The 24459-nt window shown below is 64.1% G+C and carries 22 protein-coding genes; 13 read left to right on the plus strand and 9 right to left on the minus strand.

The genetic code is table 11. The annotated features are described in order from the left end of the window. Positions 1 to 43 precede the first annotated feature (43 nt). From PF66_RS02855 to PF66_RS02870, 4 genes are all read left to right on the plus strand, one after another. The gene (locus tag PF66_RS02855; RefSeq protein WP_239687978.1) at positions 44 to 352 is read left to right on the plus strand and encodes an arsenate reductase; all 309 of its coding nucleotides are present in this window, start codon (positions 44 to 46) and stop codon (positions 350 to 352) included. A 46-nt stretch (positions 353 to 398) separates the two neighbouring features. Further along, on the plus strand, positions 399 to 1433 hold the full coding sequence (gene dapD / locus PF66_RS02860; RefSeq protein ID WP_054061841.1) for a 2,3,4,5-tetrahydropyridine-2,6-dicarboxylate N-succinyltransferase: 1035 nt from the start codon (positions 399 to 401) through the stop codon (positions 1431 to 1433). 227 nt (positions 1434 to 1660) lie between these two features. Continuing rightward, positions 1661 to 2866 (plus strand): aminotransferase class V-fold PLP-dependent enzyme, encoded by a 1206-nt coding sequence (locus PF66_RS02865; RefSeq protein WP_054061842.1) that lies wholly within the window; start codon positions 1661 to 1663, stop codon positions 2864 to 2866. Beyond that, positions 2863 to 3270: a SufE family protein gene (locus tag PF66_RS02870; protein ID WP_054061843.1), complete on the plus strand. Its 408-nt coding sequence runs from the start codon at positions 2863 to 2865 to the stop codon at positions 3268 to 3270. Before PF66_RS02865 ends, PF66_RS02870 begins: the two co-directional genes overlap by 4 nt. Positions 3271 to 3304: 34 nt before the next feature. Here the strand turns inward: PF66_RS02870 and tcdA are convergent, their stop codons facing one another. Beyond that, positions 3305 to 4117, minus strand: coding sequence for a tRNA cyclic N6-threonylcarbamoyladenosine(37) synthase TcdA (gene tcdA, locus PF66_RS02875; protein ID WP_054058463.1), 813 nt, complete (start codon positions 4115 to 4117; stop codon positions 3305 to 3307). 244 nt (positions 4118 to 4361) lie between these two features. Here tcdA and PF66_RS02880 point away from each other — a divergent pair, with 244 nt between their 5' ends. From PF66_RS02880 to PF66_RS02895, 4 genes are all read left to right on the plus strand, one after another. Then, a complete protein-coding gene (locus PF66_RS02880; RefSeq protein WP_054058464.1) occupies positions 4362 to 6953 on the plus strand; it encodes a glycosyltransferase in 2592 nt (863 codons plus the stop codon). A 233-nt stretch (positions 6954 to 7186) separates the two neighbouring features. Continuing rightward, positions 7187 to 8338: a succinyl-diaminopimelate desuccinylase gene (gene dapE / locus PF66_RS02885; protein WP_054061844.1), complete on the plus strand. Its 1152-nt coding sequence runs from the start codon at positions 7187 to 7189 to the stop codon at positions 8336 to 8338. Next, a complete protein-coding gene (locus tag PF66_RS02890; RefSeq protein ID WP_054061845.1) occupies positions 8338 to 9147 on the plus strand; it encodes a putative RNA methyltransferase in 810 nt (269 codons plus the stop codon). Before dapE ends, PF66_RS02890 begins: the two co-directional genes overlap by 1 nt. Positions 9148 to 9231: 84 nt before the next feature. After that, positions 9232 to 9609 carry a hypothetical protein gene (locus PF66_RS02895; RefSeq protein WP_054058467.1) on the plus strand — a complete coding sequence of 126 codons (378 nt, stop codon included), beginning with the start codon at positions 9232 to 9234 and terminating at the stop codon, positions 9607 to 9609. A gap of 84 nt (positions 9610 to 9693) precedes the next feature. Here PF66_RS02895 and PF66_RS02900 read toward each other — a convergent pair whose 3' ends face one another. Next, positions 9694 to 9903 carry a cold shock domain-containing protein gene (locus tag PF66_RS02900; protein WP_054058468.1) on the minus strand — a complete coding sequence of 70 codons (210 nt, stop codon included), beginning with the start codon at positions 9901 to 9903 and terminating at the stop codon, positions 9694 to 9696. A 244-nt stretch (positions 9904 to 10147) separates the two neighbouring features. Here PF66_RS02900 and plsB point away from each other — a divergent pair, with 244 nt between their 5' ends. Continuing rightward, complete coding sequence (plsB, locus tag PF66_RS02905; RefSeq protein ID WP_054061846.1) at positions 10148 to 12649, plus strand: glycerol-3-phosphate 1-O-acyltransferase PlsB; 2502 nt, start codon at positions 10148 to 10150, stop codon at positions 12647 to 12649. A gap of 61 nt (positions 12650 to 12710) precedes the next feature. Here the strand turns inward: plsB and PF66_RS02910 are convergent, their stop codons facing one another. Further along, complete coding sequence (locus PF66_RS02910; protein ID WP_054058470.1) at positions 12711 to 13844, minus strand: hypothetical protein; 1134 nt, start codon at positions 13842 to 13844, stop codon at positions 12711 to 12713. Positions 13845 to 14194: 350 nt separating this feature from the next. On the opposite strand from PF66_RS02910, the gene PF66_RS02915 reads away from it, so the two are divergent. Together PF66_RS02915 and PF66_RS02920 are read left to right on the plus strand one after the other, a co-directional pair. Beyond that, positions 14195 to 14815, plus strand: coding sequence for a hypothetical protein (locus PF66_RS02915; protein ID WP_054058471.1), 621 nt, complete (start codon positions 14195 to 14197; stop codon positions 14813 to 14815). 166 nt (positions 14816 to 14981) lie between these two features. Next, positions 14982 to 15671 (plus strand): DUF4197 domain-containing protein, encoded by a 690-nt coding sequence (locus PF66_RS02920; protein WP_054058472.1) that lies wholly within the window; start codon positions 14982 to 14984, stop codon positions 15669 to 15671. Positions 15672 to 15710: 39 nt separating this feature from the next. On the opposite strand, the gene PF66_RS02925 is transcribed toward PF66_RS02920, so the two are convergent. Beyond that, positions 15711 to 18782, minus strand: a complete 3072-nt coding sequence (locus PF66_RS02925) for an efflux RND transporter permease subunit (RefSeq protein ID WP_054061847.1) — start codon at positions 18780 to 18782, stop codon at positions 15711 to 15713. Between the two features lie 6 nt (positions 18783 to 18788). Further along, a complete protein-coding gene (locus PF66_RS02930) occupies positions 18789 to 19889 on the minus strand; it encodes an efflux RND transporter periplasmic adaptor subunit (RefSeq protein ID WP_054058474.1) in 1101 nt (366 codons plus the stop codon). Positions 19890 to 19982: 93 nt separating this feature from the next. Here PF66_RS02930 and PF66_RS02935 point away from each other — a divergent pair, with 93 nt between their 5' ends. After that, on the plus strand, positions 19983 to 20618 hold the full coding sequence (locus PF66_RS02935; RefSeq protein WP_054061848.1) for a TetR/AcrR family transcriptional regulator: 636 nt from the start codon (positions 19983 to 19985) through the stop codon (positions 20616 to 20618). 80 nt (positions 20619 to 20698) lie between these two features. Here the strand turns inward: PF66_RS02935 and PF66_RS02940 are convergent, their stop codons facing one another. Continuing rightward, the gene (locus PF66_RS02940) at positions 20699 to 21481 is read right to left on the minus strand and encodes a class I SAM-dependent methyltransferase (RefSeq protein ID WP_054058476.1); all 783 of its coding nucleotides are present in this window, start codon (positions 21479 to 21481) and stop codon (positions 20699 to 20701) included. A gap of 93 nt (positions 21482 to 21574) precedes the next feature. Between PF66_RS02940 and PF66_RS02945 the strand changes: the two genes are divergently transcribed. Beyond that, entirely contained in the window at positions 21575 to 22189 is a 615-nt protein-coding gene (locus PF66_RS02945) for a hypothetical protein (RefSeq protein ID WP_054058477.1), read from the plus strand. A gap of 16 nt (positions 22190 to 22205) precedes the next feature. Here PF66_RS02945 and PF66_RS02950 read toward each other — a convergent pair whose 3' ends face one another. The 3 genes from PF66_RS02950 to PF66_RS02960 are packed head-to-tail and all read right to left on the minus strand — an operon-like array spanning position 22206 to position 24249. Then, a complete protein-coding gene (locus tag PF66_RS02950) occupies positions 22206 to 23033 on the minus strand; it encodes an isocitrate lyase/PEP mutase family protein (RefSeq protein ID WP_054061849.1) in 828 nt (275 codons plus the stop codon). A gap of 33 nt (positions 23034 to 23066) precedes the next feature. Next, entirely contained in the window at positions 23067 to 23936 is an 870-nt protein-coding gene (locus PF66_RS02955) for a DUF72 domain-containing protein (protein ID WP_054058479.1), read from the minus strand. A 13-nt stretch (positions 23937 to 23949) separates the two neighbouring features. Further along, entirely contained in the window at positions 23950 to 24249 is a 300-nt protein-coding gene (locus PF66_RS02960; RefSeq protein ID WP_054058480.1) for a hypothetical protein, read from the minus strand. Positions 24250 to 24459 lie beyond the last annotated feature (210 nt).

Below are 24459 nucleotides of genomic sequence, written 5' to 3' on the forward strand. Positions count from 1 at the left end.
GAGCAACACATTGCGCCTTTTCGGAATCAAGGCCTGCGACACCATGAAAAAGGCTCGCACCTGGCTGGAAGAACACGCGATAGCCTACGACTTCCATGACTACAAGACCGCCGGCATCGACCGCGAGAACCTGACCCGCTGGTGCAACGAGCATGGCTGGGAAGTGCTGCTCAACCGCGCCGGCACCACCTTTCGCAAGCTCGACGATGCCAGCAAGGCCGATCTCGACCAGGCGAAGGCGATCGAGCTGATGCTCGCCCAACCCTCGATGATCAAGCGCCCGGTGCTCGATCTCGGCAACCGAACCCTGATTGGCTTCAAGCCAGATAGCTACGCGGCGGCCCTCAACTGAGCCAGAGTGCTCAGGGCCCCCACTCAATTTCGCAAGAGGTAACTGCATGTCCACTACTCTGTTCAGCCTGGGCTTCGGTGTCGGTACCCAGAATCGTCAAGGTGCCTGGCTGGAAGTGTTCTACGCACAGCCACTGATCCAGCCATCGGCCGACCTGATCGCGACGGTCGCCCCGGTACTGGGCTACACCGGCGGCAACCAGGCCATCAGCTTCACCCCCGCGCAGGCCTCGCAACTGGCCGAAGCCGTCAAGGGCATCGACGCCGCACAGGCCGCCCTGCTGACCCGCCTGGCCGAAAGCCACAAGCCGCTGGTCGCCACCCTGCTGGCCGAAGACGCCCAACTGAGCTCCACCCCCGAGGCCTACCTCAAGCTGCACCTGCTGTCCCACCGCCTGGTCAAGCCGCACGGCCTGAGCCTGGCTGGCGTGTTCCCGCTGCTGCCGAACGTGGCCTGGACCAGCCAGGGCGCGATCGACCTGGCCGAACTGGCCGAACACCAGCTCGAAGCGCGCCTGCGTGGCGAACTGCTGGAAGTGTTCTCGGTGGACAAGTTCCCGAAAATGACCGACTACGTGGTGCCGAGCGGCGTGCGTATCGCTGACAGCGCACGTATCCGCCTGGGTGCCTACATCGGCGAAGGCACCACCGTGATGCACGAAGGCTTCGTCAACTTCAACGCCGGCACCGAAGGCCCGGGCATGATCGAAGGCCGTGTCTCGGCTGGCGTGTTCGTCGGCAAGGGTTCCGACCTGGGTGGCGGATGCTCGACCATGGGCACCCTGTCGGGCGGCGGCAACATCGTGATCAAGGTCGGCGAAGGCTGCCTGATCGGCGCCAACGCCGGTATCGGTATCCCGCTGGGTGACCGCAACACCGTCGAGTCGGGCCTGTACGTGACCGCCGGTACCAAGGTCGCGCTGCTCGATGAAAACAACCAGTTGGTCAAGGTGGTCAAGGCCCGTGACCTGGCCGGCCAACCGGACCTGCTGTTCCGTCGCAACTCGGAAACCGGCGCCGTGGAATGCAAGACCCACAAGTCGGCCATCGAGCTGAACGAAGCGCTGCACGCGCACAACTGATGGCGCCCTCCCTCTGGGAGCCGGCTTGCTGGCGATAGCGATGTTCCAGGCAGCAGGGATGCAGGCTGCTGGAATCGCTTTCGCCTGTAGCAGCCGAGCTTGCCCGCGAAAGAGCCCGCGAAGCCTTTGACGGCCTCAAGAGCCCTTTCGCGGGCAAGTCGGATCGCCGCACCGCCGGCTCCTACAGGTTTTCGTTTCCCCCGCCCACGCTGAACAGGGCCCACACCATGCTGATACCCTCCCCCTGGCGTGCCGACTTCCCGGCCCTCGCCGCTCTGCAACGGCAGGACCAGACCTACCTGGACAGCGCCGCCACCACGCAGAAACCCCAGGCCCTGCTCGACGCCCTGACGCATTACTACGCCAACGGCGCAGCCAACGTGCACCGTGCCCAGCACCTGCCCGGCGCCCACGCGACCCAGGTCTTCGAAGACAGCCGGCTGAAGGTCGGCCAATGGCTGGGGGCTGGCGACAGCGGGCAGGTCATCTTCACCCACGGTGCCACTGCGGCACTGAACCTCCTGGCCTACGGTCTGGAGCCACTATTGCAACAGGGCGATGAACTGGTCGTCAGCGCCCTGGAACACCACGCCAACCTGTTGCCCTGGCAACAACTGGCACAACGCCGCGGGCTCAAGCTGGTGGTCCTGCCGATCAACGCCGCCGGCCTGATCGACCTCGACGCCGCGCTCGGCCTGATCGGTGAGCGAACCCGCCTGCTGGCCGTCAGCCAACTGTCCAACGTGCTCGGTGCCTGGCAGCCGCTGCCGCAGCTGTTGGCCCGGGCGAAAGCCTGCGGCGCCCTGACGGTCGTCGACGGCGCACAGGGCGTCGTGCACGGTCGTCATGACGTGCAGGCGCTGGGTTGCGACTTCTACGTGTTTTCCAGCCACAAGCTCTACGGCCCCGACGGACTGGGCGTGCTCTATGGTCGCAACGAAGCGCTGCGGCAACTGCGCCACTGGCAGTTCGGCGGCGAGATGGTCCAGGACGCCGACTACCAGCACGCCAGCTTCCGCCCCGCCCCCCTCGGATTCGAAGCCGGAACGCCGCCGATTGCCAGTGTGATCGGCCTGGGCGCGACCCTCGACTATCTCGCCGGGCTGGACCAGGCCGCGGTGCTCGCCCACGAAGCGGCGCTGCACGCCCATCTGCTGCAGGGCCTCAGGGTACGCAACGGTATCCAGTTGCTGGGCGAGCCGCAGTTGGCATTGGCCAGTTTCACCGTCGAAGGCGTGCACAGTGCCGACCTCGCCCACCTGCTGACCGAGCAGGGCATTGCCGTCCGCGCCGGCCATCACTGCGCGATGCCGTTGATGAAGCGACTCGGGCTGAGCGGGGCGATCCGCGTGTCGCTGGGGCTGTACAACGATTCCGATGACCTGGAGCGCTTCTTCGAGGCACTGGACCAGGCCCTGGAGCTGTTGCGATGAACTTGCCGGGCGAAGCACAGGCTGCCCTGGACAGCTTTCGGGCGGCGGCCGGCTGGGAACAGCGGGCCCGCCTGTTGATGCAATGGGGCGAGCGCCTGCCCCCCTTGGACGAGGCCGAGAAAAACCAGGCCAACCGGGTGCACGGCTGCGAGAGCCAGGTCTGGTTGACCGGCAGCCTGCGGGACGGTCAGTGGCATTTCGTCGCCAGCAGCGATGCACGAATGATCCGTGGGCTGGTGGCGCTGCTGCTGGTACGGGTCAACGGCCTGGGCGCCGAAGAACTGCAAGGGATCGACCTGGCGGACTGGTTCAACCAGCTCGGGCTGTCACGGCAACTGTCGCCGTCGCGCAGCAATGGCCTGAATGCCGTACTGCAGCGCATGCGCGAACTCACTGGAGCCTAGGGCACCGTGGCTGTGGCTCCGGCCCATGCCCGCGTCACTGGGCGGGCCTGGCACGCTCCGACGGCCGCCGCACGCCGGCGACCAGCTTGTCCACCGCCTTGGTCGCCGCAACCATGCCGAAGGTCGCCGTGACCATCATCACCGCACCGAAGCCACCGGCACAGTCCAGCTTCACGCCGTCACCAACAAAACTCTTCTGCAGACAGATGCCGCCATCGGGTTTCGGATAACGCAACTGCTCGGAAGAAAACACGCAGGGCACGCTGTAATGGCGATTGACCGTGCGGGAGAAGCCGTAGTCGCGACGCAGGGTCGACCGCACCTTGGAGGCCAGCGGATCGTTGAAGGTACGGTTCAGGTCGCAGACCTGGATCTGTGTCGGGTCGATCTGCCCACCCGCGCCGCCGGTGGTGATGATCTGGATCTTGCGCCGCTTGCACCAGGCGATCAGCGCCGCCTTGGCGTTGACGCTGTCGATGCAGTCGATCACGCAGTCGATCTGCCCGGTGATGTACTCGGCCATGGTGTCGCGGGTGACGAAATCCGTTACCGCATGCACGCGACAATCCGGGTTGATACCCCTGAGCCGCTCGGCCATGACGTCGACCTTGGCCCGCCCCACCGTGCTGTCCAGGGCATGCAACTGGCGGTTGCTGTTGCTGACGCAGACATCGTCGAGGTCGAACAGGGAAATCTCCCCGACGCCGCAACGGGCGATCGCCTCCGCCGCCCAGGAGCCGACCCCGCCCACACCGACGATGGCCACATGAGCCGCCTTCAGCCGCTCCAGACCTTCAATGCCATACAACCGGGCAACGCCGGCAAACCGCGGATCTTCTGCACTCATGACCAATCACCGGAAAAATCGGCGCGCATTATAGGCCCATCGCAGGCAGCAGGCACCTTCAGCCTACGAATGGCGGCCACATGAGCGAAAATGACAACATCTTCACAAGAAACCAGCTACAAAGACTCAGGAAAGAACTTAAACCAAAGGCCATTGCCTAAGCTCGGCGGTGTTCCAGCACGAATCCCACGTGTAGGATGCGCGCCGCGCAGTTCAACGTTCTACTTCGGAACCCGAAATCTCTATGTCATCGCGTAAATTTGGACTCAACCTGGTGGTGGTGCTGGCAATCGCCGCGCTGTTCACCGGTTTCTGGGCGTTGATCAACCGTCCGGTCTCGGCCCCCAACTGGCCGGAACACATCTCCGGCTTCTCCTACTCTCCGTTCCAGCAGGGTCAGTTCCCCCAGAAGGACCAGTACCCGACCGACGATGAAATGCGTCGTGACCTGGAGATCATCAGCAAGCTGACCGACAACATCCGGATCTACTCGGTCGACGGCACGCTGCAGGACATCCCCAAGCTGGCCGAGGAATTCGGCCTGCGGGTGACCCTGGGCATCTGGATCAGCCCGGACCAGGAGCGCAACGAGCGGGAAATCGCCCGGGCCATCGAGCTGGCCAACACCTCGCGCAGCGTGGTTCGCGTGGTGGTGGGTAACGAGGCGATCTTCCGCAAGGAAATCACCGCCAAGGAACTCGGTGTGCTGCTCGATCGCGTACGCGCTGCGGTGAAGGTGCCGGTGACCACTTCCGAACAGTGGCACATCTGGGAACACAACCCGGAACTGGCCAGGCACGTCGACCTGATCGCCGCGCACATCCTGCCGTACTGGGAATTCATCCCGATGGAGAAATCCGGCCAGTACGTACTCGACCGCGCCCGCGAACTCAAACGCATGTTCCCGAAAAAGCCGCTGCTGCTGTCGGAAGTCGGCTGGCCGAGCAACGGCCGCATGCGCGGTGGCGCCGATGCGACCCAGGCCGACCAGGCGATCTACCTGCGTACGCTGGTGAACAAGCTCAACCGCCAGGGCTTCAACTACTTCGTCATCGAAGCCTTCGACCAGCCCTGGAAAGCCAGTGACGAAGGCTCGGTGGGCGCCTACTGGGGCGTGTACAACGCCGCGCGCCAGCAGAAATTCAACTTCGAAGGGCCAGTGGTGGCCATTCCGCAGTGGCGGGTCCTGGCCATCGGCTCGGTGGTGCTGGCGATGCTGTCCCTGGCGGTCCTGCTGATCGACGGCTCGGCACTGCGCCAGCGCGGCCGCACCTTCCTGACCTTCATCGCCTTCCTTTGCGGTTCGGTACTGGTGTGGATCGGCTACGACTACAGCCAGCAATACAGCACCTGGTTCAGCCTGACCGTGGGCTTCCTGCTCGCCCTCGGTGCGCTGGGGGTGTTCATCGTGCTGCTGACCGAGGCCCACGAACTGGCCGAAGCGGTGTGGACCCACAAGCGCCGCCGGGAATTCCTGCCGGTCGAGGGTGAGTCGGACTACCGCCCGAAAGTCTCGATCCACGTGCCGTGCTACAACGAGCCGCCGGAGATGGTCAAACAGACCCTCGACGCCCTGGCCGCCCTCGACTATCCGGACTACGAAGTCCTGATCATCGACAACAACACCAAGGACCCGGCGGTCTGGGAGCCGGTGCAGGCCTACTGCGAGACCCTCGGCCCGCGCTTCCGTTTCTTCCACGTCGCGCCCCTGGCCGGCTTCAAGGGCGGTGCGCTGAACTACCTGATTCCGCATACCGCCAAGGATGCCGAGGTCATCGCGGTGATCGACTCGGACTACTGCGTCGACCGCAACTGGCTCAAGCACATGGTGCCGCACTTCGCCGATCCGAAGATCGCCATCGTGCAGTCGCCGCAGGACTACCGCGACCAGAACGAGAGCACCTTCAAGAAGCTCTGCTACTCCGAGTACAAGGGTTTCTTCCACATCGGCATGGTCACCCGCAACGACCGTGACGCGATCATCCAGCACGGCACCATGACCATGACCCGTCGTTCGGTCCTGGAAGAACTGGGCTGGGCCGACTGGTGTATCTGCGAAGACGCCGAACTGGGCCTGCGGGTGTTCGAAAAAGGCCTGTCGGCTGCCTATCACCACCACAGCTACGGCAAGGGGTTGATGCCCGATACCTTCATCGACTTCAAGAAGCAGCGTTTCCGCTGGGCCTATGGCGCGATCCAGATCATCAAGCGGCACACCGCGAGCCTGCTGCGCGGCCGCGACACCGAACTGACCCGTGGCCAGCGCTACCACTTCCTCGCCGGCTGGCTGCCGTGGATCGCCGACGGCATGAACATCTTCTTCACCGTGGGCGCGCTGCTCTGGTCGTCGGCGATGATCATCGTGCCGCAACGGGTCGACCCGCCGCTGATGATCTTCGCGATCCCGCCCCTGGCGCTGTTCGCCTTCAAGGTGGGCAAGATCCTGTTCCTGTACCGGCGCGCGGTCGGCGTCAACATGAAGGACGCCTTCGCCGCCGCGCTGGCAGGCCTGGCGTTGTCGCACACCATCGCCAAGGCGGTGCTGTACGGTTTCTTCACCAGCAGCATTCCGTTTTTCCGCACGCCGAAGAACGCCGACAAGCACGGTTTCTGGGTGGCGATCTCGGAAGCCCGTGAAGAACTGTTCATCATGCTGCTGTTGTGGGGCGCAGCCCTGGGGATCTACCTGGTGCAGGGCATGCCGAGCAACGACATGCGCTTCTGGGTCGCCATGCTGCTGGTGCAGTCGCTGCCGTACGTGGCCGCGCTGTTCATGGCCTTCGTTTCCTCGCTGCCGAAACCGGCCGAAGAGCCCGAGCAGGTGCCGGCGGCATAAAGTCGATGCGATCCTCTAAACGGCGGCCTATGGTCGCCGTTTTGCTTTAAGATATCCGCCATTTTCTGCGCCCTGGTCGAGCACGACTCCACGGCCAAACCCAAATACTGTGGCAGCGGACTTGTGTGGGAGCGGGCTTGCCCGCGAAGCTTGCGGCGCGCTTGTGCCCCCTTCGCGGTCAAGCCCGCTCCCACAGCAGACCGAGCCCGTCTTTCATGTTTTCGGAGTTTCCCATGACGGCCCACGCCGAGCTTTCGCCGACCCTGCAACTTGCCTGTGATCTGATCCGCCGCCCATCGGTGACACCGGTCGACGCCGACTGCCAGAAACTGATGATGCAGCGCCTGGGCGATGCCGGTTTCCAGCTGGAACCGATGCGCATCGAGGACGTGGACAACTTCTGGGCCACCCACGGTCGCCACGACGGTCCGGTGTTGTGCTTCGCCGGCCACACCGACGTGGTCCCGACCGGCCCGGTCCAGGCCTGGCAGAACGATCCGTTCGATGCGCTGATCGACGAGCACGGCATGCTCTGCGGGCGTGGCGCCGCCGACATGAAGGGCAGCCTCGCGGCGATGGTCGTCGCGGCCGAGCGTTTTGTCGCGGACTACCCGGACCACAAGGGCTCGGTGGCCTTCCTGATCACCAGCGATGAAGAGGGCCCGGCCCATCACGGCACCAAGGCCGTGGTCGAGCGCCTGGCCGCGCGCAACGAGCGCCTGGACTGGTGCATCGTCGGCGAACCGTCGAGCACCTCGCTGGTCGGCGACGTGGTGAAGAACGGCCGTCGCGGCTCCCTCGGCGCCAAGCTGACCATCCGCGGCGTGCAGGGCCACGTGGCCTATCCGCACCTGGCGCAGAACCCGATCCACCTGGCCGCGCCCGCTCTCGCCGAGCTGGCGGCCGAGCACTGGGACGACGGCAATGCCTTCTTCCCGCCGACCAGCTTCCAGATCTCCAACGTCAATTCCGGCACCGGCGCGACCAACGTGATCCCCGGCGAGCTGGTGGCGCTGTTCAACTTCCGCTTCTCCACCGAGTCGACCGTCGAGGGCCTGCAGCAACGGGTCGCGGCGATCCTCGACAAACACCAGCTGGACTGGCACGTGGACTGGGCATTGTCCGGCCTGCCGTTCCTGACCGAGCCGGGCGCGCTGCTCGACGCGGTCTCCTCCAGCATCCGCGAGATCACCGGGCGCGAAACCAAGGCCTCGACCAGCGGCGGCACCTCCGATGGACGCTTCATCGCCACCCTCGGCAGCCAGGTGGTGGAACTCGGCCCGGTCAACGCGACCATTCACCAGGTCAACGAGCGGGTCTTGGCCAGCGACCTCGATGTGCTGACCGAAATCTACTACCAGACCCTGATCAAGTTGCTCGCCTGATGCTCACCTGCCCTCTCTGCAGTGCACCGCTGGGCGCGGTCGACAATGGCGTGGCCTGCCCGGCCGGGCATCGTTTCGACCGGGCCCGCCAGGGTTACCTGAACCTGCTGCCGGTGCAGCACAAGAACAGCCGCGATCCCGGCGACAACCAGGCCATGGTCGAGGCCCGGCGTGATTTCCTCAACGCCGGCCACTACGCGCCGGTGGCCCGCCGCCTGGCCGAACTGGCCGCCGAACGGGCCCCGCAACGCTGGGTCGATATCGGCTGTGGCGAAGGCTACTACACCGCGCAGATCGCCGAGGCACTGCCGACGGCCGACGGCTATGCCCTGGACATCTCCCGCGAAGCGGTGAAGCGGGCCTGCCGGCGCAATCCGCAACTGACCTGGTTGATCGCCAGCATGGCACGCATTCCACTGCCGGACGCCAGTTGCCAGTTTCTCGCCAGTGTCTTCAGCCCGCTGGACTGGCAGGAAGCCAAACGCCTGCTCAGCCCCGGTGGCGGCCTGATGAAGGTCGGCCCGACCAACGGCCACCTGATGGAACTGCGCGAGCAGCTCTATGACGAAGTCCGCGAGTACACCGACGACAAGCACCTGGCCCTGGTGCCGGAAGGCATGGCGCTGCAGCACAGCGAAGTCCTCGACTTCAAGCTGCGCCTGGAACGGCCCGCCGACCGTGCCAACCTGCTGGCCATGACCCCGCACGGCTGGCGCGCCAGCGCCGAGCGTCGCGCCCGGGTGATCGAGCAGGCCGAACCGTTCGAGGTCAGCGTGTCGATGCGCTACGATTACTTCGTTCTGCAATGATCCCCATGACCCAACTCGCCAACCCCGGTTGGCGAGCGCCAGAATCCGCGAATGGATTTTTCAGCAGCCGCAGCGAGGACATCCATGCGCCAGCCTGATATCGAGATTTACCTGAAAGACGCCGACGTCGACCACAAGGCGATTACCGCCTGGCTGGGCGAAGCGCTCGGTCCGTGCAGCGAGTGGACGCAGAAGGGCCAGACCTGGAAATGCAAGGCCGGCGGCGTACCGGTGACCTGGCTGCCCAAAGCCGTGGGCAAGTGGAACAGCCTGTACCTGGAAAGCGACCAGACGCCGTGGGACGACGACATCGCCTGTGCCCGCGCCGCTTTTGCCGCGCTGCAGGTGGAGGTGCGTTGCGCGCCGGGAAGTTGGGTCGAGGAGGAAGGCGAGGAAAGTGCCGACCGCTGGATTCGTGTCAGCGCCGACGGCGAAGAAGAGATCACCTGGCGCACAGCCTGAGGGGGAACGTCGTTCGCAGGATTGATGCACGACGCGAGTGCTTGTGGGAGCCGGCAGTCCGGCTCCCACAGGATGGCGTGAGGGTTACAAGCCCACCACGTCCTCGGCCTGCAGGCCCTTCTGGCCTTCCACCACCGCGTACTCGACCTGCTGTCCCTCGGTCAGCGAGCGGTGGCCCTGGCCACGAATCGCGCGATAGTGCACGAACACATCCGCCCCACCTTCACGCTGGATGAAGCCATAGCCCTTGGCATCGTTGAACCACTTCACACTGCCTGTCTCGCGAGTTGCCATGAATCCGTACTCCTTTTTTATTATCGAGTGAACCCCGCTCGCAGGGTTCTCCAAGCCTGATCGCCAGAACTTCGGATGACGCTCGGGGGTCATACCGCTGAGGGCGAATACCGGAGTATAAGACAGCACGAAAAACTCTCAATCAATATTACTTCGTTGCGTTTTTGCCGATTTTCGCCAGATACGGCACACTACTCCCCGCCCGAGCAAACGCTCGGTTCATTCCATCTGAAGCAGAAATCGTATGACCCGTTCGCCGTTCCGCCGTCTAGTGTTTGGCACCCTGCGCCGCCTCCTGTACCTGTGGGTGCGCTCGGAGACGATCAACCAGTCGTCCCTGACCCTCAACCTCGACCGCAGCCGCCCGGTGTTCTACGTTCTGCAATCGCCGTCGCTGAGCGACCTGGCGGTGGTCGACCACGAATGCAGCCGGGCCGGTCTGCCACGCCCGGTGCTACCGGTGTCGGTCGGCCCGCTGCTGGAGCCGGCGGCGTTTTTCTACCTGACTCCGGAGCCCGACTGGCTCGGCCGTCATGACAAGCGCGGGGCGCCGCCAACCCTGACCCGCCTGGTCGATGCCCTGAGCCAGAATCCTGTCGAGGACGCCCAGGTCATCCCGGTCAGCGTGTTCTGGGGCCAATCGCCGGACAGCGAATCGAGCCCGTGGAAACTGCTGTTCGCCGACAGTTGGGCGGTCACAGGTCGCCTGCGCCGCCTGCTGAGCATCCTGATTCTCGGCCGCAAGACCCGCGTGCAGTTCTCCGCGCCGATCCACCTGCGCGAACTGGTGGAACACAACAAGGGCCACGAGCGCACCGTGCGCATGGCCCAGCGCATTCTGCGGGTACACTTGCGCAACCTGAAAACCGCGGTCATCGGTCCCGACCTGTCGCACCGGCGCAACCTGGTCAAGGGCCTGGTCAACGAGCCGCAGGTACGCCAGGCGATCCTCGAACACGCCCAGCGCGAGAACATCCCCGCGGAAAAGGCCAAGGCCCAGGCACTGCGCTACGGCAACGAAATCGCCTCGGACTACACCTACACGGCGATCCGCTTCCTCGAAGTGGTGCTGAGCTGGTTCTGGAACAAGATCTACGACGGTATCCGCGTCAACCATATCGAAAACGTGCAATCCGTGGCGCAGGGGCACGAGGTGATCTACGTGCCCTGCCATCGCAGCCATATCGACTACCTGCTGCTGTCCTACCTGCTGTTCCGCAACGGACTGACCCCGCCGCACATCGCCGCCGGGATCAACCTCAACATGCCGCTGATCGGCGGCCTGCTGCGCCGTGGCGGGGCGTTCTTCATGCGCCGCACCTTCAAGGGCAACCCGCTCTACACCTCGGTCTTCAACGAATACCTGCATACGCTGTTCACCAAGGGTTTTCCGGTGGAGTACTTCGTCGAGGGCGGCCGCTCGCGTACCGGACGCATGCTGCGGCCCAAGACCGGCATGCTGGCCATTACCCTGCGCAGTTTCCTGCGTTCCTCGCGGATGCCGATCGTCTTCGTCCCGGTCTATATCGGCTATGAACGGGTGCTGGAAGGCCGGACCTACCTCGGCGAACTGCGCGGCGCCAGCAAGAAGAAGGAGTCGATCTTCGACATCTTCAAGGTCATCGGTGCGCTCAAGCAGCGCTTCGGCCAGGTCGCGGTCAACTTCGGCGAGCCGATCAAGCTGGCCGACTTCCTCGACCAGGAACAGCCGGGCTGGCGCGCCGAGGAACTCGGCCCGCAATTCAAGCCGGACTGGCTGAGCGCGACCACCAACCGCCTGGGCGAGCGCGTGGCGCGCAACCTCAACGAAGCGGCGGCGATCAACCCGGTGAACCTGGTGGCCCTGGCCCTGCTCTCCACCAGCCGCCTGGCCCTGGACGACCGTGCCCTGGCCCGAGTGCTCGACCTCTACCTGGCGCTGCTGCGCCGCGTCCCCTACTCGCCGCACACCACCCTGCCCGAGGGAGATGGCCGGGCGCTGATCCAGCACGTCAAGGACATGGACCTGCTCGCCGAACAGAACGATGCGCTGGGCAAGATCCTTTACCTGGACGAACAGAACGCGGTACTGATGACCTACTACCGCAACAACGTCCTGCACATCTTCGCCCTGCCGGCATTGCTGGCGAGCTTCTTCCAGAGCTCATCACGCATGAGCCGCGAGCAGTTGCTGCGCTACACCCGGGCGCTGTACCCGTACCTGCAGTCGGAGCTGTTCATCCGCTGGTCGCTGGACGAACTCGACGCGGTGGTCGATCAATGGCTTGAGGCCTTCGTCGAGCAGGGACTGCTGCGTTTCGAGAATGCAGTCTACCTGCGCCCGGCGCCGAGTTCACGGCATTTCGTGCTGCTGACCCTGTTGTCGAGAAGCATCGCCCAGACCCTGCAACGCTTCTACATGGCAATCTCGCTGCTGCTCAACAGCGGCCAGCACAGTATCAGCGCCGAGGAACTGGAGGACCTGTGCACGATCATGGCCCAGCGCCTGTCGATCCTGCACGGTCTCAATGCCCCGGAGTTCTTCGACAAGAGCCTGTTCCGCCACTTCATCCAGACTCTGCTCGACCTCGACGTTCTGCGCCGCGACGAAGCCGGCAAGCTCAGTTACCACGAACTGCTCGGCGAACTGGCCGAAGGTGCGGCCAAGCGGGTACTGCCGGCGGAAATACGCCTTTCGATCCGCCAGGTGACATTGCACGACACCGGCCCGGAGCAGAAGAGCGACATCAGTCCCGACGCCGCCTGATCCTCACCGACAACCCCAGGCCAGCCAACCTGGGGTTCATCGCGCAAAGGCTGTGCGCAACTCAGCCGTTGCGATATCCACCCCCCGCCTTTCCCTCGTGCATGGCATGCTGGATATCGTTATAGAGTTGATTGGCCTCCTGGGCCGTAATGGATCTGGCACAGTCTCTCAGGACGATTCTCAAGAGCACGTTTTCCTGCCCTTCGAGCATGCCCAGACGATCCAGTGCCTGCGGTGGCAATTGCCCATGGCTCCAGCGTCCCAGCAGGCGCATCTCTTCAATCCAGCCACTACGCACACCGGCGGCCTGCAACATCGACTCGGTCAGTTCCTCCTCGCTCTGTCCCGGCGTCACGGCCAGCGAGATATCGCGAGTGACCGAAGGCAGACGAGAGACCGGCACCCAGGGATCGAGGCTATTCATTTGTGCCTGGATACGGGGCAGAGGGTCCCTGAGCAGGCGGATATCGGGAATTCCCTTGCGCAACATCGCCAGACGATCCAACCCCATGCCCATGGCCAGGCCTCCATGCTGAAGCGGATCGAGCCCGAGTCTTTCGAGCAGGGAGCGGGCGATACAACCACACTCAAGCACCTCCACCGACTGCTGCGCCGAGACGACATTGATCTCGATCCCCCCCTCGGTGTAGTGGTGAGGGCTGTCCTGACACGTCCAGGCATGATCGGGCAGCGCGGCCTTCAGAACATCGCCGACCAGCTTCAGCAGCGACTCCCGGCAGGACAGCGGTGGATCACCCATGACCCAAATGTCCATCTGGTGCGGTTGCGCACAATGGAGACGGTCGCGCGTGTCGCGCCTGAACGTAATACCGGGGGCAGCGAGCAGCATGGTTTCCCCCGGCTTTCGCGCCCTTGCTGCCTCGACCAGTGCGGGAGGAATCAGACTGGTCGTCTGGGTTCGCAACAATTGTGATTCGCTGATCCAGCGGGTGTGGTCGCTGCCGAGAGTGACTTCGTCAGGCGCATACCCAAGCAGGGCGTAGTTCTGCTCGGCGGTGACGATCCGCGGTCCGCGGATAACCCGGGGAGCCGGCCAACCCTGTGCCTCAAGCCCGCCGAGCACACACTGGGCAATCAGCCCCACCGCATGCACAGGTGCCTCGAACTCGGAAAGATCGGCAATCTGCATGGCCTGGCTGATTTGCGCGTCGCACAGGTATCGTCTGGATGACATGGGTTCACTCCACGGTTCTCAAGCGCAATACATGTATCGCACCCGCCGCAACGCAAGCGATAACCCCATGTCCTTTTCTGTCGTAGCAACAAGGATCAGTAAATGTCGGGCTATTCCGACAAGAACTGTAAAAACACGCTCTTGCCCACAGCTGGCAACACTCGGCTGCAGGCAGCCCTGCAAGGCGACAGGCACAGGGCCAATCAGCCGATCTACATCAGATAACCGGCAACCCAACGACAGACAATTCGGCAAAGCAACAACGATATTTCATCGCCGAATTTCCCCGGCAAACACTCGTATAGACTGGACCCTGCGTTGCCTTTGACGCGTTCGATAAGGATATCGAGATGACTGCGAAAAACCTCGTCACAGCTGTTTTCCACTTTCCGCCGGACTATGCCATTCCGGCCCGGGCGCAAACCCGGATCACCCTGCGCAACCGCGATACCCATGCCATCCTCGGCACCTGGAGCAGCGCCGACCTGCCATCACGCAGCCCCTGGCGCTTCGTGTTCGAACTGCCCCAGGACCTGCGCTACAACAGCAGGATAGAGATCGAGTTCGACATGAGCGTCGATGGCGCCTCGCTGCTGGCCGACATCCGCTACAACTTCAGATGGCGCAAGGACAACCAGGAGGCGAGCTTTCACCTGAGCCCACCTGGCTACCTGTACCTGAGCGCGGCGCTGGTGCCGCTGATCGGCACGGACGAGAACACCCTGGCCAACCTGAAACTGGTCGCCCTCAACGACTCCGGCCTGCCGCCCTACATCCTCTGCGAGGAGATCACCCTGCTCAAGGGCGCGATCCCCCGCTACCTGCGTTATGACCCCAGCCGGGTCAAGCCCGGCCAGCTCTACGAAACCCAGGGCAGCTTCGGCAGCCGGCGCAAGTTCACCATGAAACCCATTCCCCGGACCGTCGTATTGCAGAAGGAAAAGCCACAGAACCTGACCCTCAGGGCCTGAAGCCCGGCAATGTCTTCGATCAGCGCTCGCATCGAACTCGCCGGCCAGCTACTGTTATCACCAGCGGACAGCCCGGCGCCCGTTCGAGCGGCCTGTTTCCACAGCCTTCGCCGAAGCGTGCCGACTCCGCCCGGTCATTTTCTCTTTTCGCATAAGGAAGCTTTCCATGCTCCGTCCTTCCCTACGTCTGGCCAGCCTCTGCGCCGGCCTGCTGATCTCCGCCAACGCGCTGGCCCTGTCCCTGGGCAGCCTGTCCCAGGGCGAAGCCTCGGGCGGGCTCAAGGACGCCCTGGCCCAGGGGGCCGTCGCCGCCGTCACGACGCTCGGCAAGCCGGGTGGCTTCAGCAACAACCCTGAAGTGAAGATCGAACTGCCGGGCAAGCTGGGCAAGGTCGCCAGCAAGATGAAGCAGTTCGGCATGGGTGCCCAGGTCGACCAGCTGGAAACCAGCATGAACAAGGCGGCCGAGGCAGCCATGCCCCAGGCCCAGGCGCTGCTGGTGGATGCGGTGAAGAAGATGACCGTGAATGACGCCAAGAGCATTCTCAGCGGCGGCAAGGACTCGGCCACGCAGTACCTGGACAAGACCAGCCGCGAGCAGATCCGCGCCAAGTTCCTGCCGATCGTCAAGCAGGCCACCGACCAGGTCGGCCTGGCCCAGCAGTACAACTCGTTCGCCGGACAGGCGGCGACCCTCGGCGTGATCGACGCCAAGAGTGCCAACATTGAAAGCTACGTGACCGAAAAGGCGCTGGACGGTCTGTTCAAGCTGATCGCCCAGAAAGAGGAAGGTATCCGGGCCAACCCGGCTGAAGCGGCTACCAGCCTGGCGAAGAAGGTGTTTGGCGCGCTGTGATGCAGCAGCGGGAGCCAGCGCGCTGGCTCCCGACTGACCTCATCCCCCGGCGGCGGTCTTCTTCACCCGGAACCAGCCGGCATACAGCGCCGGCAGGAACAACAGGGTCAGGGCCGTCGCCACGATCAACCCACCCATGATCGCCACCGCCATCGGTCCGTAGAACACGCTGCGCGACAGTGGAATCATCGCCAGCACCGCCGCCAGCGCGGTCAGCACGATCGGCCGGAAGCGCCGTACCGTCGCCTCGATGATCGCCTGCCACTGTGACATGCCGGCCCGGATATCCTGTTCGATCTGGTCCACCAGAATCACCGAGTTGCGCATGATCATCCCGGACAGGGCAATGGTGCCGAGCATCGCCACGAAACCGAACGGCTGGCGGAACACCAGCAGGAACAGCGTCACGCCGATCAGTCCCAGCGGCGCGGTGAGGAACACCATCGCCACCCGCGAGAAGCTGCGCAATTGCAGCATCAACAGGGTCAGCACCACCACGATGAACAAGGGGACGCCGGCGTTCACAGACGCCTGGCCCCGCTCGGAGTCCTCCACGGTACCGCCCACGTCCAGCAGATAACCGTCCGGCAGCTCGGCCCGGATCGAATCCAGGGTCGGCATGATCTGCTTGACCAGGGTCACCGGTTGCTCCTGGCCATAGATATCGGCGCGGACCGTCACGTTCGGCAGGCGGTTGCGGTGCCAGATGACGCCTTCCTCGAAACCGTACTCCAGCGTCGCGATCTGCGACAGCGCCACACTGGTGCCGTTGTCGGTGGGCACCGCCAGGCTCGACAGTGCCGACAGCTCGCTGCGCTCGTGCACGGTGCCACGCAGCAGGATCTCGATCAGCTCGTTGTCCTCGCGGTACTGGCTGACGGTCGAACCGGTCAGTGAGCTGCGCAGGAAGCGCGACAGGTTCGCCGTACTCACCCCCAGGGCCCGGGCACGGTCCTGATCGACATTCAGGTAGACCACCTTGCTCGGTTCTTCCCAATCCAGGTGCACGTTGACCACATGGGGGTTCTCGCGCACCTTGGCCGCCACCTTGCGGGCCAGGGCCCGAACCACCTCGATGTGCTCGCCGGTGACACGGAACTGGACCGGGTAGCCCACGGGCGGACCGTTCTCCAGGCGCGTGACCCGCGCACGCAGGTCGGGGAACTGCTCGTTGAGCGTATCGATCAGCCAGGTCCGCAGTTTTTCCCGGTCCTCGATGGTCTTGGCCAGCACCACGAACTGGGCAAAGCTGGCCGCCGGCAGTTGCTGGTCGAGCGGCAGGTAGAAGCGCGGCGAACCGGTACCGACATAGGCCACGTAGTTGTCGATGCCGTCATGCCCCTTGAGCAGACTCTCCAGGCGCTTGACCTGCTCGGCGGTGTTGCTCAGCGACGCGCCCTCGGCCAGCTTGAGGTCGACCATCAGCTCCAGTCGCCCGGAAGCCGGGAAGAATTGCTGCGGCACGAAGCGGAACAGTGCCACCGAAGCCACAAAGGCCAGAACGGTCAATACGATCACCGTCTTGCGCCGCCGCACGCACCACTCCACCAGGCGCCGCACCCGCTGGTAGAACGGCGTGGCATAAGGGTCCGGCTGATCGGCGCCATGCTTGGCAGCGTGGATCTTCGCCAGGTCCGGCAGCAGCTTCTCTCCCAGATAGGGCACGAACATCACGGCGGCGATCCACGACGCCAGCAGGGCGATGGTCACCACCTGGAAGATCGAGCGGGTGTACTCGCCAGTCCCCGACTGCGCGGTGGCGATCGGCAGGAAACCGGCGGCGGTGATCAGCGTACCGGTCAGCATCGGGAACGCCGTGCTGGTCCAGGCGTAGCTCGCCGCCTTGAGCCGGTCGAAGCCCTGCTCCATCTTGATCGCCATCATTTCCACGGCAATGATCGCGTCGTCGACCAAAAGGCCGAGCGCCAGCACCAGGGCGCCGAGGGAAATCTTGTGCAGGCCGATGCCCAGGTAGTACATGGTGGCGAAGGTCATCGCCAGCACCAGCGGAATCGCCAGCGCCACCACCATCCCGGTACGCACGCCGAGGGAGAAGAAACTCACCAGCAGCACGATCGCCAGGGCTTCCACCAGCACCTGGACGAACTCGCCGACGCCGGTCTTGACCGCCGCCGGCTGGTCGGAAACCTTGCTCAGGTGCATGCCCGCCGGCAAGCTTTTCTGGATACGGGCGAATTCGGCTTGCAGCGCCTTGCCCAGCACCAGAATGTCGCCACCGTCGTTCATCGCCACGGCCAGGCCAATGGCATCTTCACCCATGAAACGCATGCGCGGGGCGGGCGGATCGCTGAAGCCGCGGCGGACCTCGGCGAAATCGCCGATACGCAGGGTCCGGTCGCCGACCCGGATCGGCAGGTTGCGAATCTCGTCGACGCTCTTGAAGTTGCCACTGACGCGCAGTTGCACCCGCTCCGTTGGTGTTTCGAAGAAACCCGAGGTGGAAACCGTGTTCTGCTCCTGCAGCGCCTGCTGGACTGCCGCCATCGGTACCCCGAGAGTGGCCAGCTTGACGTTCGACAGTTCGATCCAGACCTTTTCGTCCTGCAGCCCCAGCAGGTCGACCTTGCCCACATCCTTGACCCGCTGCAGCTGGATCTGGATGCGGTCGGCGTAGTCCTTGAGCACCGCGTAGTCGAAACCGTCGCCGGTCAGCGCATAGATATTGCCAAAAGTGGTACCGAACTCGTCGTTGAAGAACGGCCCCTGTATATCCGGCGGCAGGGTCTGGCGGATGTCGCCGATCTTCTTGCGCAACTGGTACCAGAGCTCGGGGATCTGCGCCGAGTGCAGCGAGTCGCGGGCCATGAAGGTCACCTGGGACTCGCCTGGCCGGGAGAACGACATGATCCGCTCGTATTCGCCGGTCTCCATCAGTTTCTTTTCAATGCGTTCGGTGACCTGCCGCGAAACTTCCTGGGCCGTGGCGCCTGGCCAGTTGGTCTGGATCACCATGGCCTTGAAGGTGAACGGCGGATCTTCGCTCTGGCCAAGCCTGGTGTAGGACATGGCCCCGACCATCGCCAGCAGCAGCATCAGGAACAGGACGATCTGGCGGTTGCGCAATGCCCATTCGGAAAGATTGAAACCCATCGGGGACTACTCCTTGGCCGCCAGGTTGACGACGCGGTTGGAGCGGTCCACCGGACGCACCTGTTCCCCTTCGTGCAGCACGTGCACCCCGGCCGCCACCACCCAGTCGCTGGCACTGAGGCCTTCGAGCACCGGCACGCTCTTCTCGCCGAAGGCGCCAACCCGCACCGGGGTGCGCTTGAGGGTGTTGTCCGGCTGGACTTTCCAGACATAGGCGGCGCCGTTTTCGGCCGTGAGTGCCGATAACGGCACCGACAGCGGCACGGCACCGGCATTCTGGACGAAGACCCGGGCACTCTGCCCCAGCTCGGCAGGGATCTTTCCGGAACTGAAGGCGATGCGCGCGGCGAAGGTCCGGGATTTCGGATCAGCCGCCGGCGACAGCTCGCGGATATGCCCGTTGAAGCGCTGGTCCGGCTGGGACCAGAGTTCGACGGCCACCTCCTGACCGACCTTGAAGCGGCCAAAGGCCTGTTCCGGGAAACTGATCAGCACCTCGCGCTCGCCGTCGGCGGCCAGGGTGAAGACCGTCTGGCCGGCGGCCACCACCTGGCCGACCTCGACCTGGCGCCTGGCGATCACGCCATCCTGAGGAGCCCGCAGCACCGCATAACCGGCCTGGTTGCTGGAGACATCGAATTCCGCCCGGATCTGCTTCAGCCGGGCCTCACCGGCACGGTAGGCATTTTCCGCATTGTCGTATTGCGAGCGGCTGACCATCTGCCGCTCCAGCAGGGTCTTGTAGCGGTCGCGCTCGGAGCGCACCAGGTTCAGGTTCGCCTCGGCAGCCGCCACCTGGGCCCGGGTGGCCTCCAGTTGCAGGCGCACATCCTGCGGATCGAGCTCCGCCAATGGCTGGTTGGCCTTGACCCGCTGCCCCTCCTCGACCAGGCGCCGGGCCACCTTGCCAGCGATACGAAACGCCAGTTCGGGTTCGAAGCGGGCGCGCACCTCACCGGGATAACTGTCCATGGCCTGAGCCGACAACTGCGGCTGAACCACCATGGCGGGACGCACGGTAACCTGAACCGCCTCTTCGCGATCACAGCCCACGAGGAAAAACGCTAGACTGGCGGGTAACACAAGGGGCAGGACATAGCGGAACATGGTGGAGACCCTTCGCTAAAGAGTGCTTGAAATAATTATACTGGTCAGTATGGTATTTATACCAAACTGACCAGTCCAGTATTAAAGTGAAAAATGTCCGACAATCTTTCTGTGCCCAGCGGCCCGGGTCGCCCCAAGGACCTGGCAAAACGCCAGGCCATTCTTGAAGCCGCGAAAGATCTGTTCCTGAGCAATGGATACGCCAGCACCAGCATGGATGCGGTGGCAGCAGCGGCAGGTGTTTCGAAGCTGACGGTCTACAGCCACTTCACTGACAAGGAGACCCTGTTCTCGGCCGCGGTGGTGGCCAAGTGCGAGGCGCAGCTACCCGAACTGCTGTTCGCCCTGCCCGAGGGCGTCCCGGTCGAATCGGTGCTGCTCAATATCGCCCGTGGCTTCAATCAGCTGATCAACAGCGACGAGTCGGTGAACCTGCATCGCCTGATCATCGCGTTGGGCAGCCAGGATCCCAGGCTGTCGCAGATTTTCTTCGAGGCCGGCCCACAGCGGATGCTGAGCGAAATGGAGCGACTGCTCAGCAGAATCCATCAGAGCGGGGTCCTGGTCATCGACAAGCCGCACCGCGCCGCCGAGCACTTTTTCTGCCTGCTCAAGGGCGCGGCGAACTTCCGCGTGCTGTATGGCTGCGGCGAGCCATTGAATGCCGAGGACAGCGAAGCCCATGTGCGCGAGGTGGTGGGCTTGTTCATGCGGGCCTATCGGCCCTGAGCCGGTTCCTTTCGCGGGCGAGCCGCCCCACGGCAATGACATGATCCACTGTGGAAACGGGCTTGCCCGCGAAGAGGCCTTCAGGGCTTGAGCGCTTTCTTCGGGTAGATATCGTAGCGGCTCGACTTGCCCTCCAGGCCGTGACTGGGCTTGGGCCCGTCGATGCACGGTGCCTTGCGCGGGCGCTTGACCACTACCCGGTGGGTCGCCAGGGCCAGGGCGGCCTCCAGCAGCGCCGGGGCGTCCGGGTCATCGCCCACCAACGGCCGGAACAGACGCATTTCCTTCTTCACCAGGGCGGTTTTCTCACGGTGGGGAAACATCGGGTCCAGATAGATGACCTGCGGCGGCTCGCCCTCCCAGTGGCGCATCACGTCGATCGAGTTGCCCTTGAGCAGACGCATGCGGGACACGATCGGCGCCACCTCCGGATCCTCCAGGGCACGGGCCAGGCCATCCTCCAGCAGGGCACCGATCAGCGGCTGGCGCTCGACCAGGCTCATGTCGCAGCCCAGGCTCGCCAGAACGAACGCGTCCTTGCCCAGCCCGGCCGTGGCGTCCAGCACCCGTGGGCGCACGCCCTGCTGGATACCGACCGCCTTGGCGATCATCTGCCCGCTACCACCACCGTACAGGCGCCGGTGTGCCGCCCCGCCCTCCACGAAATCCACCCGAACCGGCCCCGGTGCATCCGGCCCCAGTTGCTGCAACTGCAAACCCTGCCCGCCGACCTGCAGGGCGAACTCCGCCTCGGGTTCCTGCAATGGCAGTTCCAGACGCTGGGCCCAGGCCTGGGCCTGGTGTTCAAGCCCTGCGGTCAAGGCTTCGACTCGGATCCGTACGGCCGTCTGCTGCTCACTCATGAAAAACACGCTCAAAAATTTAATGATCGGCGAAAACGGCCGATAACAGAATTATCCGGCATTTTGCCAGAGCTTGGGTCACGACCGAGAACCATGTCAGACATTCAGCGCACATCCATAGGTTATCTATCGCCCGTCGGCGATTACGGCCTGCGAAACTCCCAGGCACTGAGTGGCGTCAGCCATCTGTGGCAGGATTTCTTCGCCCGTGCGCTGGCCGAACAGGTGGGGGATGCGCCAAGGCAGGCGGTGGCCGAACTGCCGGCCGATGGCCCGGTCGAACCGACCGCCGGCGCCGAGACCCTGGCGCAGATCGTCGAGCAACTGCACTGCAATGTCACCGACAATCCGGTCCGGCCACCAGAGCCGCTGTTCCTGCCGATCGCCGAGTTCGAACTCGATCTGCTGAAGAAACCGGCACCGCCCTACCCGGATGACGAAATCATCGCCCAGCAGCGGCAACAGGATTTCGAGAGCGAGTGGGTTCGCCCGCTCGTCCTCACCGCCGGCCAACCACAGCCCGAGCCGGGCCCGGCACCACAGAAGCGTCCGCTGCACCTGCCGATCGCCGAGTTCGAGCTGGACCTGCTGGAGAAACCGGCGCTGCCGTACGACGAGCAAACCCTGGTCAAGCAGCAGCAGGACCTGGACTACGACCTGAACTGGGCACGCCCGCTGGTGGCGCACAACCTGCGTCTGGCGGCCTGAGCCGTCGGCACCGGCCTCAGCCCTTGAACATCTGATTGATCCTGCCGAACGGGATCGCCTGCTCGGCGAAACCGAAGCTGCCCTGCTCAAGGATCTCCTGTGCAGCCTGGTAAAACGCCCCGTACGCCGCACGCGCCAGCGCCGAACCGACACTGATGCGCTTGACCCCCAGCGCACTCAAATCAGCCACCGACAACGACACGCCACCGGACATCAAGACGTTCACCGGCTTGGGCGCCACCGCCTTGACGATCGCGCGAATCTCCTCGGCCGTGCTCAAGGCCGGGGCATACAGGACATCGGCGCCCGCCTCGGCAAAGGCCTGCAGACGGCGGATGGTGTCATCCAGATCCCGACGCCCGACCAGCAAGTTTTCCGCCCGGGCCGTCAGGGTGAAGTCAAATGGCAGGCTGCGCGCCGCCGCTACCGCCGCCTCGATCCGCTCGACCGCCTGATTGAAGGGGTAGATCGGCTCTTCGGGATTGCCCGTGGCGTCCTCGATCGAACCACCGACCAGGCCCACTTCAGCGGCCATCAGGATCGTCTGGGCGCACCCTTCGGGACTGTCGGCGTAACCGTTTTCCAGGTCCGCTGCCACCGGCAGCGGCGTGGCCTTGGCAATCACATGGGCATTGTCCAGGGCATCGGCGCGGCTGACCGCACCTTCCGCATCCGGACGCCCCAGGGAAAAAGCCAGCCCGGCGCTGGTGGTGGCCAGGGCTTCGAAACCCAGGGCGGCGAGCATCTTCGCCGAACCGGCATCCCAGGGGTTGGGGATCACAAAGGCTCCGGCACGCTCGTGCAGGGTCCTGAAGGCTTGGGCTCGACGGTTTTGCGCATCCATATGACCAGCTCCTGGCAGAAGAGACGAGTGCCGTCAGAGCAGGCCGAGTTGCTCCGCGGCGGGCTCTCTGTATAGCGCAGGCAGGGCTGGCAGGCCAGGCAAACGTTCCTTCAGGCGCTCGTGAAAACGCTGCGCCAGTTTCGGTGCCAGCAGATTGTCAGCCGTGTGCAGGAAGATATACGGCGTTCGCCCCTCCTCGATCCAGACAGCGACCTTTTCGACCCAGGGGGTCATGAAGGGCTCGTTCGCCGCCAACTCCGGATGGCCGATGAAGCGTACCTGCGGGAACGGGGTGAAGGCCGCCGGCCGCGGCGGCACCCTGGGCTTCTTGGACTGGGCATGCAGCACTGCGGGCTCGGTCGAGGTGCAACTGAACAGTGCCCGCGGATCGAGGCAGATGCGCTCCACTACGCGGTCCAGCAGCAACCGGTTGAGCATCCGCTCGGCATCGCCCTTGGCGAAGAACTCGGGATGGCGGACCTCGACGGCCAGCGGCTGCTGCAGGCTGTCGATGAAGCCGGCCAGTTCGCTCAACCGATGAGGGGCGAAACTCGCCGGCAATTGCAGCCACAACGGCGATACCCGCGCCCCCAGCGGCTTGAGCAGTTGCAGGAACTCCTCGGCCGCCGGCACCTGGGCCCGCAGGTCGCCGCCATGACTGATATCGCGGGGAAACTTGGCAGTGAAGCGAAAGTGCTCCGGCATGGTCTGCGCCCAGCGCTCCACCGTGCCCGGCGAAGGCCGGGCATAGAACGTGGTGTTGCCTTCGACGGCGTTGAAGACCTGGGAATACAGATCGAGAAAGTCCGTCGGACGGGCGTTTTCCGGATACAGGAACTCGCGCCAGGCGTTTTCACTCCAGGACGGACAACCAAGGTAGTAGGGAAGAACTGAATCGGTCATGCCACCGATTAGATCAGATATGCAGGTCCAGTCCCAACACTTCCATGTCCCACTCGACGAAACCGGCGGTGGTCAGATAGCTGGCCAGGGCCGTGGCGACGCTCCGGCTCATGGAACGGGGAAAGATCATGTCCTGCGGACGCGCTGGCAGGTTGGCCAGACGTTCACCGGCAGCCTCGGCGCGGGCAGCGACTTCGGACAGATCGTCACTGTCGCCGCCCAGCAGTTCCTCATCGGCATCCACCACCACGCCGCCCTTGCGGGGCTTGCGCTTGATGGAATAGGACTGTGATGAAACGCCGTCTATACGCATTGTGGCATGCTCGGAGTCGATGATGGCAATTTAGCAGTACTTGCCGTACGTGGCTATTGTCCAATTGATAACCAGACCACATAACCAATAAAAGGTGTTCACACAACGCCGCCTGCGTGTGCAAAACATGACGTACGGCACATTTTTGACTACTGCGCACGACCTCCCGAGCGCCCGGATTAACCTTCAGTGTAGCTTGGGAATTTGCTC

Source organism: Pseudomonas asplenii (genome assembly GCF_001293465.1).
Lineage (GTDB): Bacteria > Pseudomonadota > Gammaproteobacteria > Pseudomonadales > Pseudomonadaceae > Aquipseudomonas > Aquipseudomonas fuscovaginae_B.

Excerpts from the sequence above, each read along its gene's own strand:
- PF66_RS02920 (WP_054058472.1), top strand. The coding sequence starts at position 14,982 with ATGCTCCGTCCTTCCCTACGTCTGGCCAGCCTCTGCGCCGGCCTGCTG.
- PF66_RS02950 (WP_054061849.1), bottom strand. The coding sequence starts at position 23,033 with ATGGATGCGCAAAACCGTCGAGCCCAAGCCTTCAGGACCCTGCACGAG.
- PF66_RS02915 (WP_054058471.1), top strand. The coding sequence starts at position 14,195 with ATGACTGCGAAAAACCTCGTCACAGCTGTTTTCCACTTTCCGCCGGAC.
- PF66_RS02880 (WP_054058464.1), top strand. The coding sequence starts at position 4,362 with ATGTCATCGCGTAAATTTGGACTCAACCTGGTGGTGGTGCTGGCAATC.
- PF66_RS02945 (WP_054058477.1), top strand. The coding sequence starts at position 21,575 with ATGTCAGACATTCAGCGCACATCCATAGGTTATCTATCGCCCGTCGGC.
- plsB (WP_054061846.1), top strand. The coding sequence starts at position 10,148 with ATGACCCGTTCGCCGTTCCGCCGTCTAGTGTTTGGCACCCTGCGCCGC.
- PF66_RS02855 (WP_239687978.1), top strand. The coding sequence starts at position 44 with ATGAAAAAGGCTCGCACCTGGCTGGAAGAACACGCGATAGCCTACGAC.
- tcdA (WP_054058463.1), bottom strand. The coding sequence starts at position 4,117 with ATGAGTGCAGAAGATCCGCGGTTTGCCGGCGTTGCCCGGTTGTATGGC.
- PF66_RS02890 (WP_054061845.1), top strand. The coding sequence starts at position 8,338 with ATGCTCACCTGCCCTCTCTGCAGTGCACCGCTGGGCGCGGTCGACAAT.
- dapE (WP_054061844.1), top strand. The coding sequence starts at position 7,187 with ATGACGGCCCACGCCGAGCTTTCGCCGACCCTGCAACTTGCCTGTGAT.
- PF66_RS02900 (WP_054058468.1), bottom strand. The coding sequence starts at position 9,903 with ATGGCAACTCGCGAGACAGGCAGTGTGAAGTGGTTCAACGATGCCAAG.
- PF66_RS02895 (WP_054058467.1), top strand. The coding sequence starts at position 9,232 with ATGCGCCAGCCTGATATCGAGATTTACCTGAAAGACGCCGACGTCGAC.
- PF66_RS02960 (WP_054058480.1), bottom strand. The coding sequence starts at position 24,249 with ATGCGTATAGACGGCGTTTCATCACAGTCCTATTCCATCAAGCGCAAG.
- PF66_RS02940 (WP_054058476.1), bottom strand. The coding sequence starts at position 21,481 with ATGAGTGAGCAGCAGACGGCCGTACGGATCCGAGTCGAAGCCTTGACC.
- PF66_RS02930 (WP_054058474.1), bottom strand. The coding sequence starts at position 19,889 with ATGTTCCGCTATGTCCTGCCCCTTGTGTTACCCGCCAGTCTAGCGTTT.
- PF66_RS02870 (WP_054061843.1), top strand. The coding sequence starts at position 2,863 with ATGAACTTGCCGGGCGAAGCACAGGCTGCCCTGGACAGCTTTCGGGCG.
- PF66_RS02865 (WP_054061842.1), top strand. The coding sequence starts at position 1,661 with ATGCTGATACCCTCCCCCTGGCGTGCCGACTTCCCGGCCCTCGCCGCT.
- PF66_RS02910 (WP_054058470.1), bottom strand. The coding sequence starts at position 13,844 with ATGTCATCCAGACGATACCTGTGCGACGCGCAAATCAGCCAGGCCATG.
- dapD (WP_054061841.1), top strand. The coding sequence starts at position 399 with ATGTCCACTACTCTGTTCAGCCTGGGCTTCGGTGTCGGTACCCAGAAT.
- PF66_RS02935 (WP_054061848.1), top strand. The coding sequence starts at position 19,983 with ATGTCCGACAATCTTTCTGTGCCCAGCGGCCCGGGTCGCCCCAAGGAC.
- PF66_RS02955 (WP_054058479.1), bottom strand. The coding sequence starts at position 23,936 with ATGACCGATTCAGTTCTTCCCTACTACCTTGGTTGTCCGTCCTGGAGT.
- PF66_RS02925 (WP_054061847.1), bottom strand. The coding sequence starts at position 18,782 with ATGGGTTTCAATCTTTCCGAATGGGCATTGCGCAACCGCCAGATCGTC.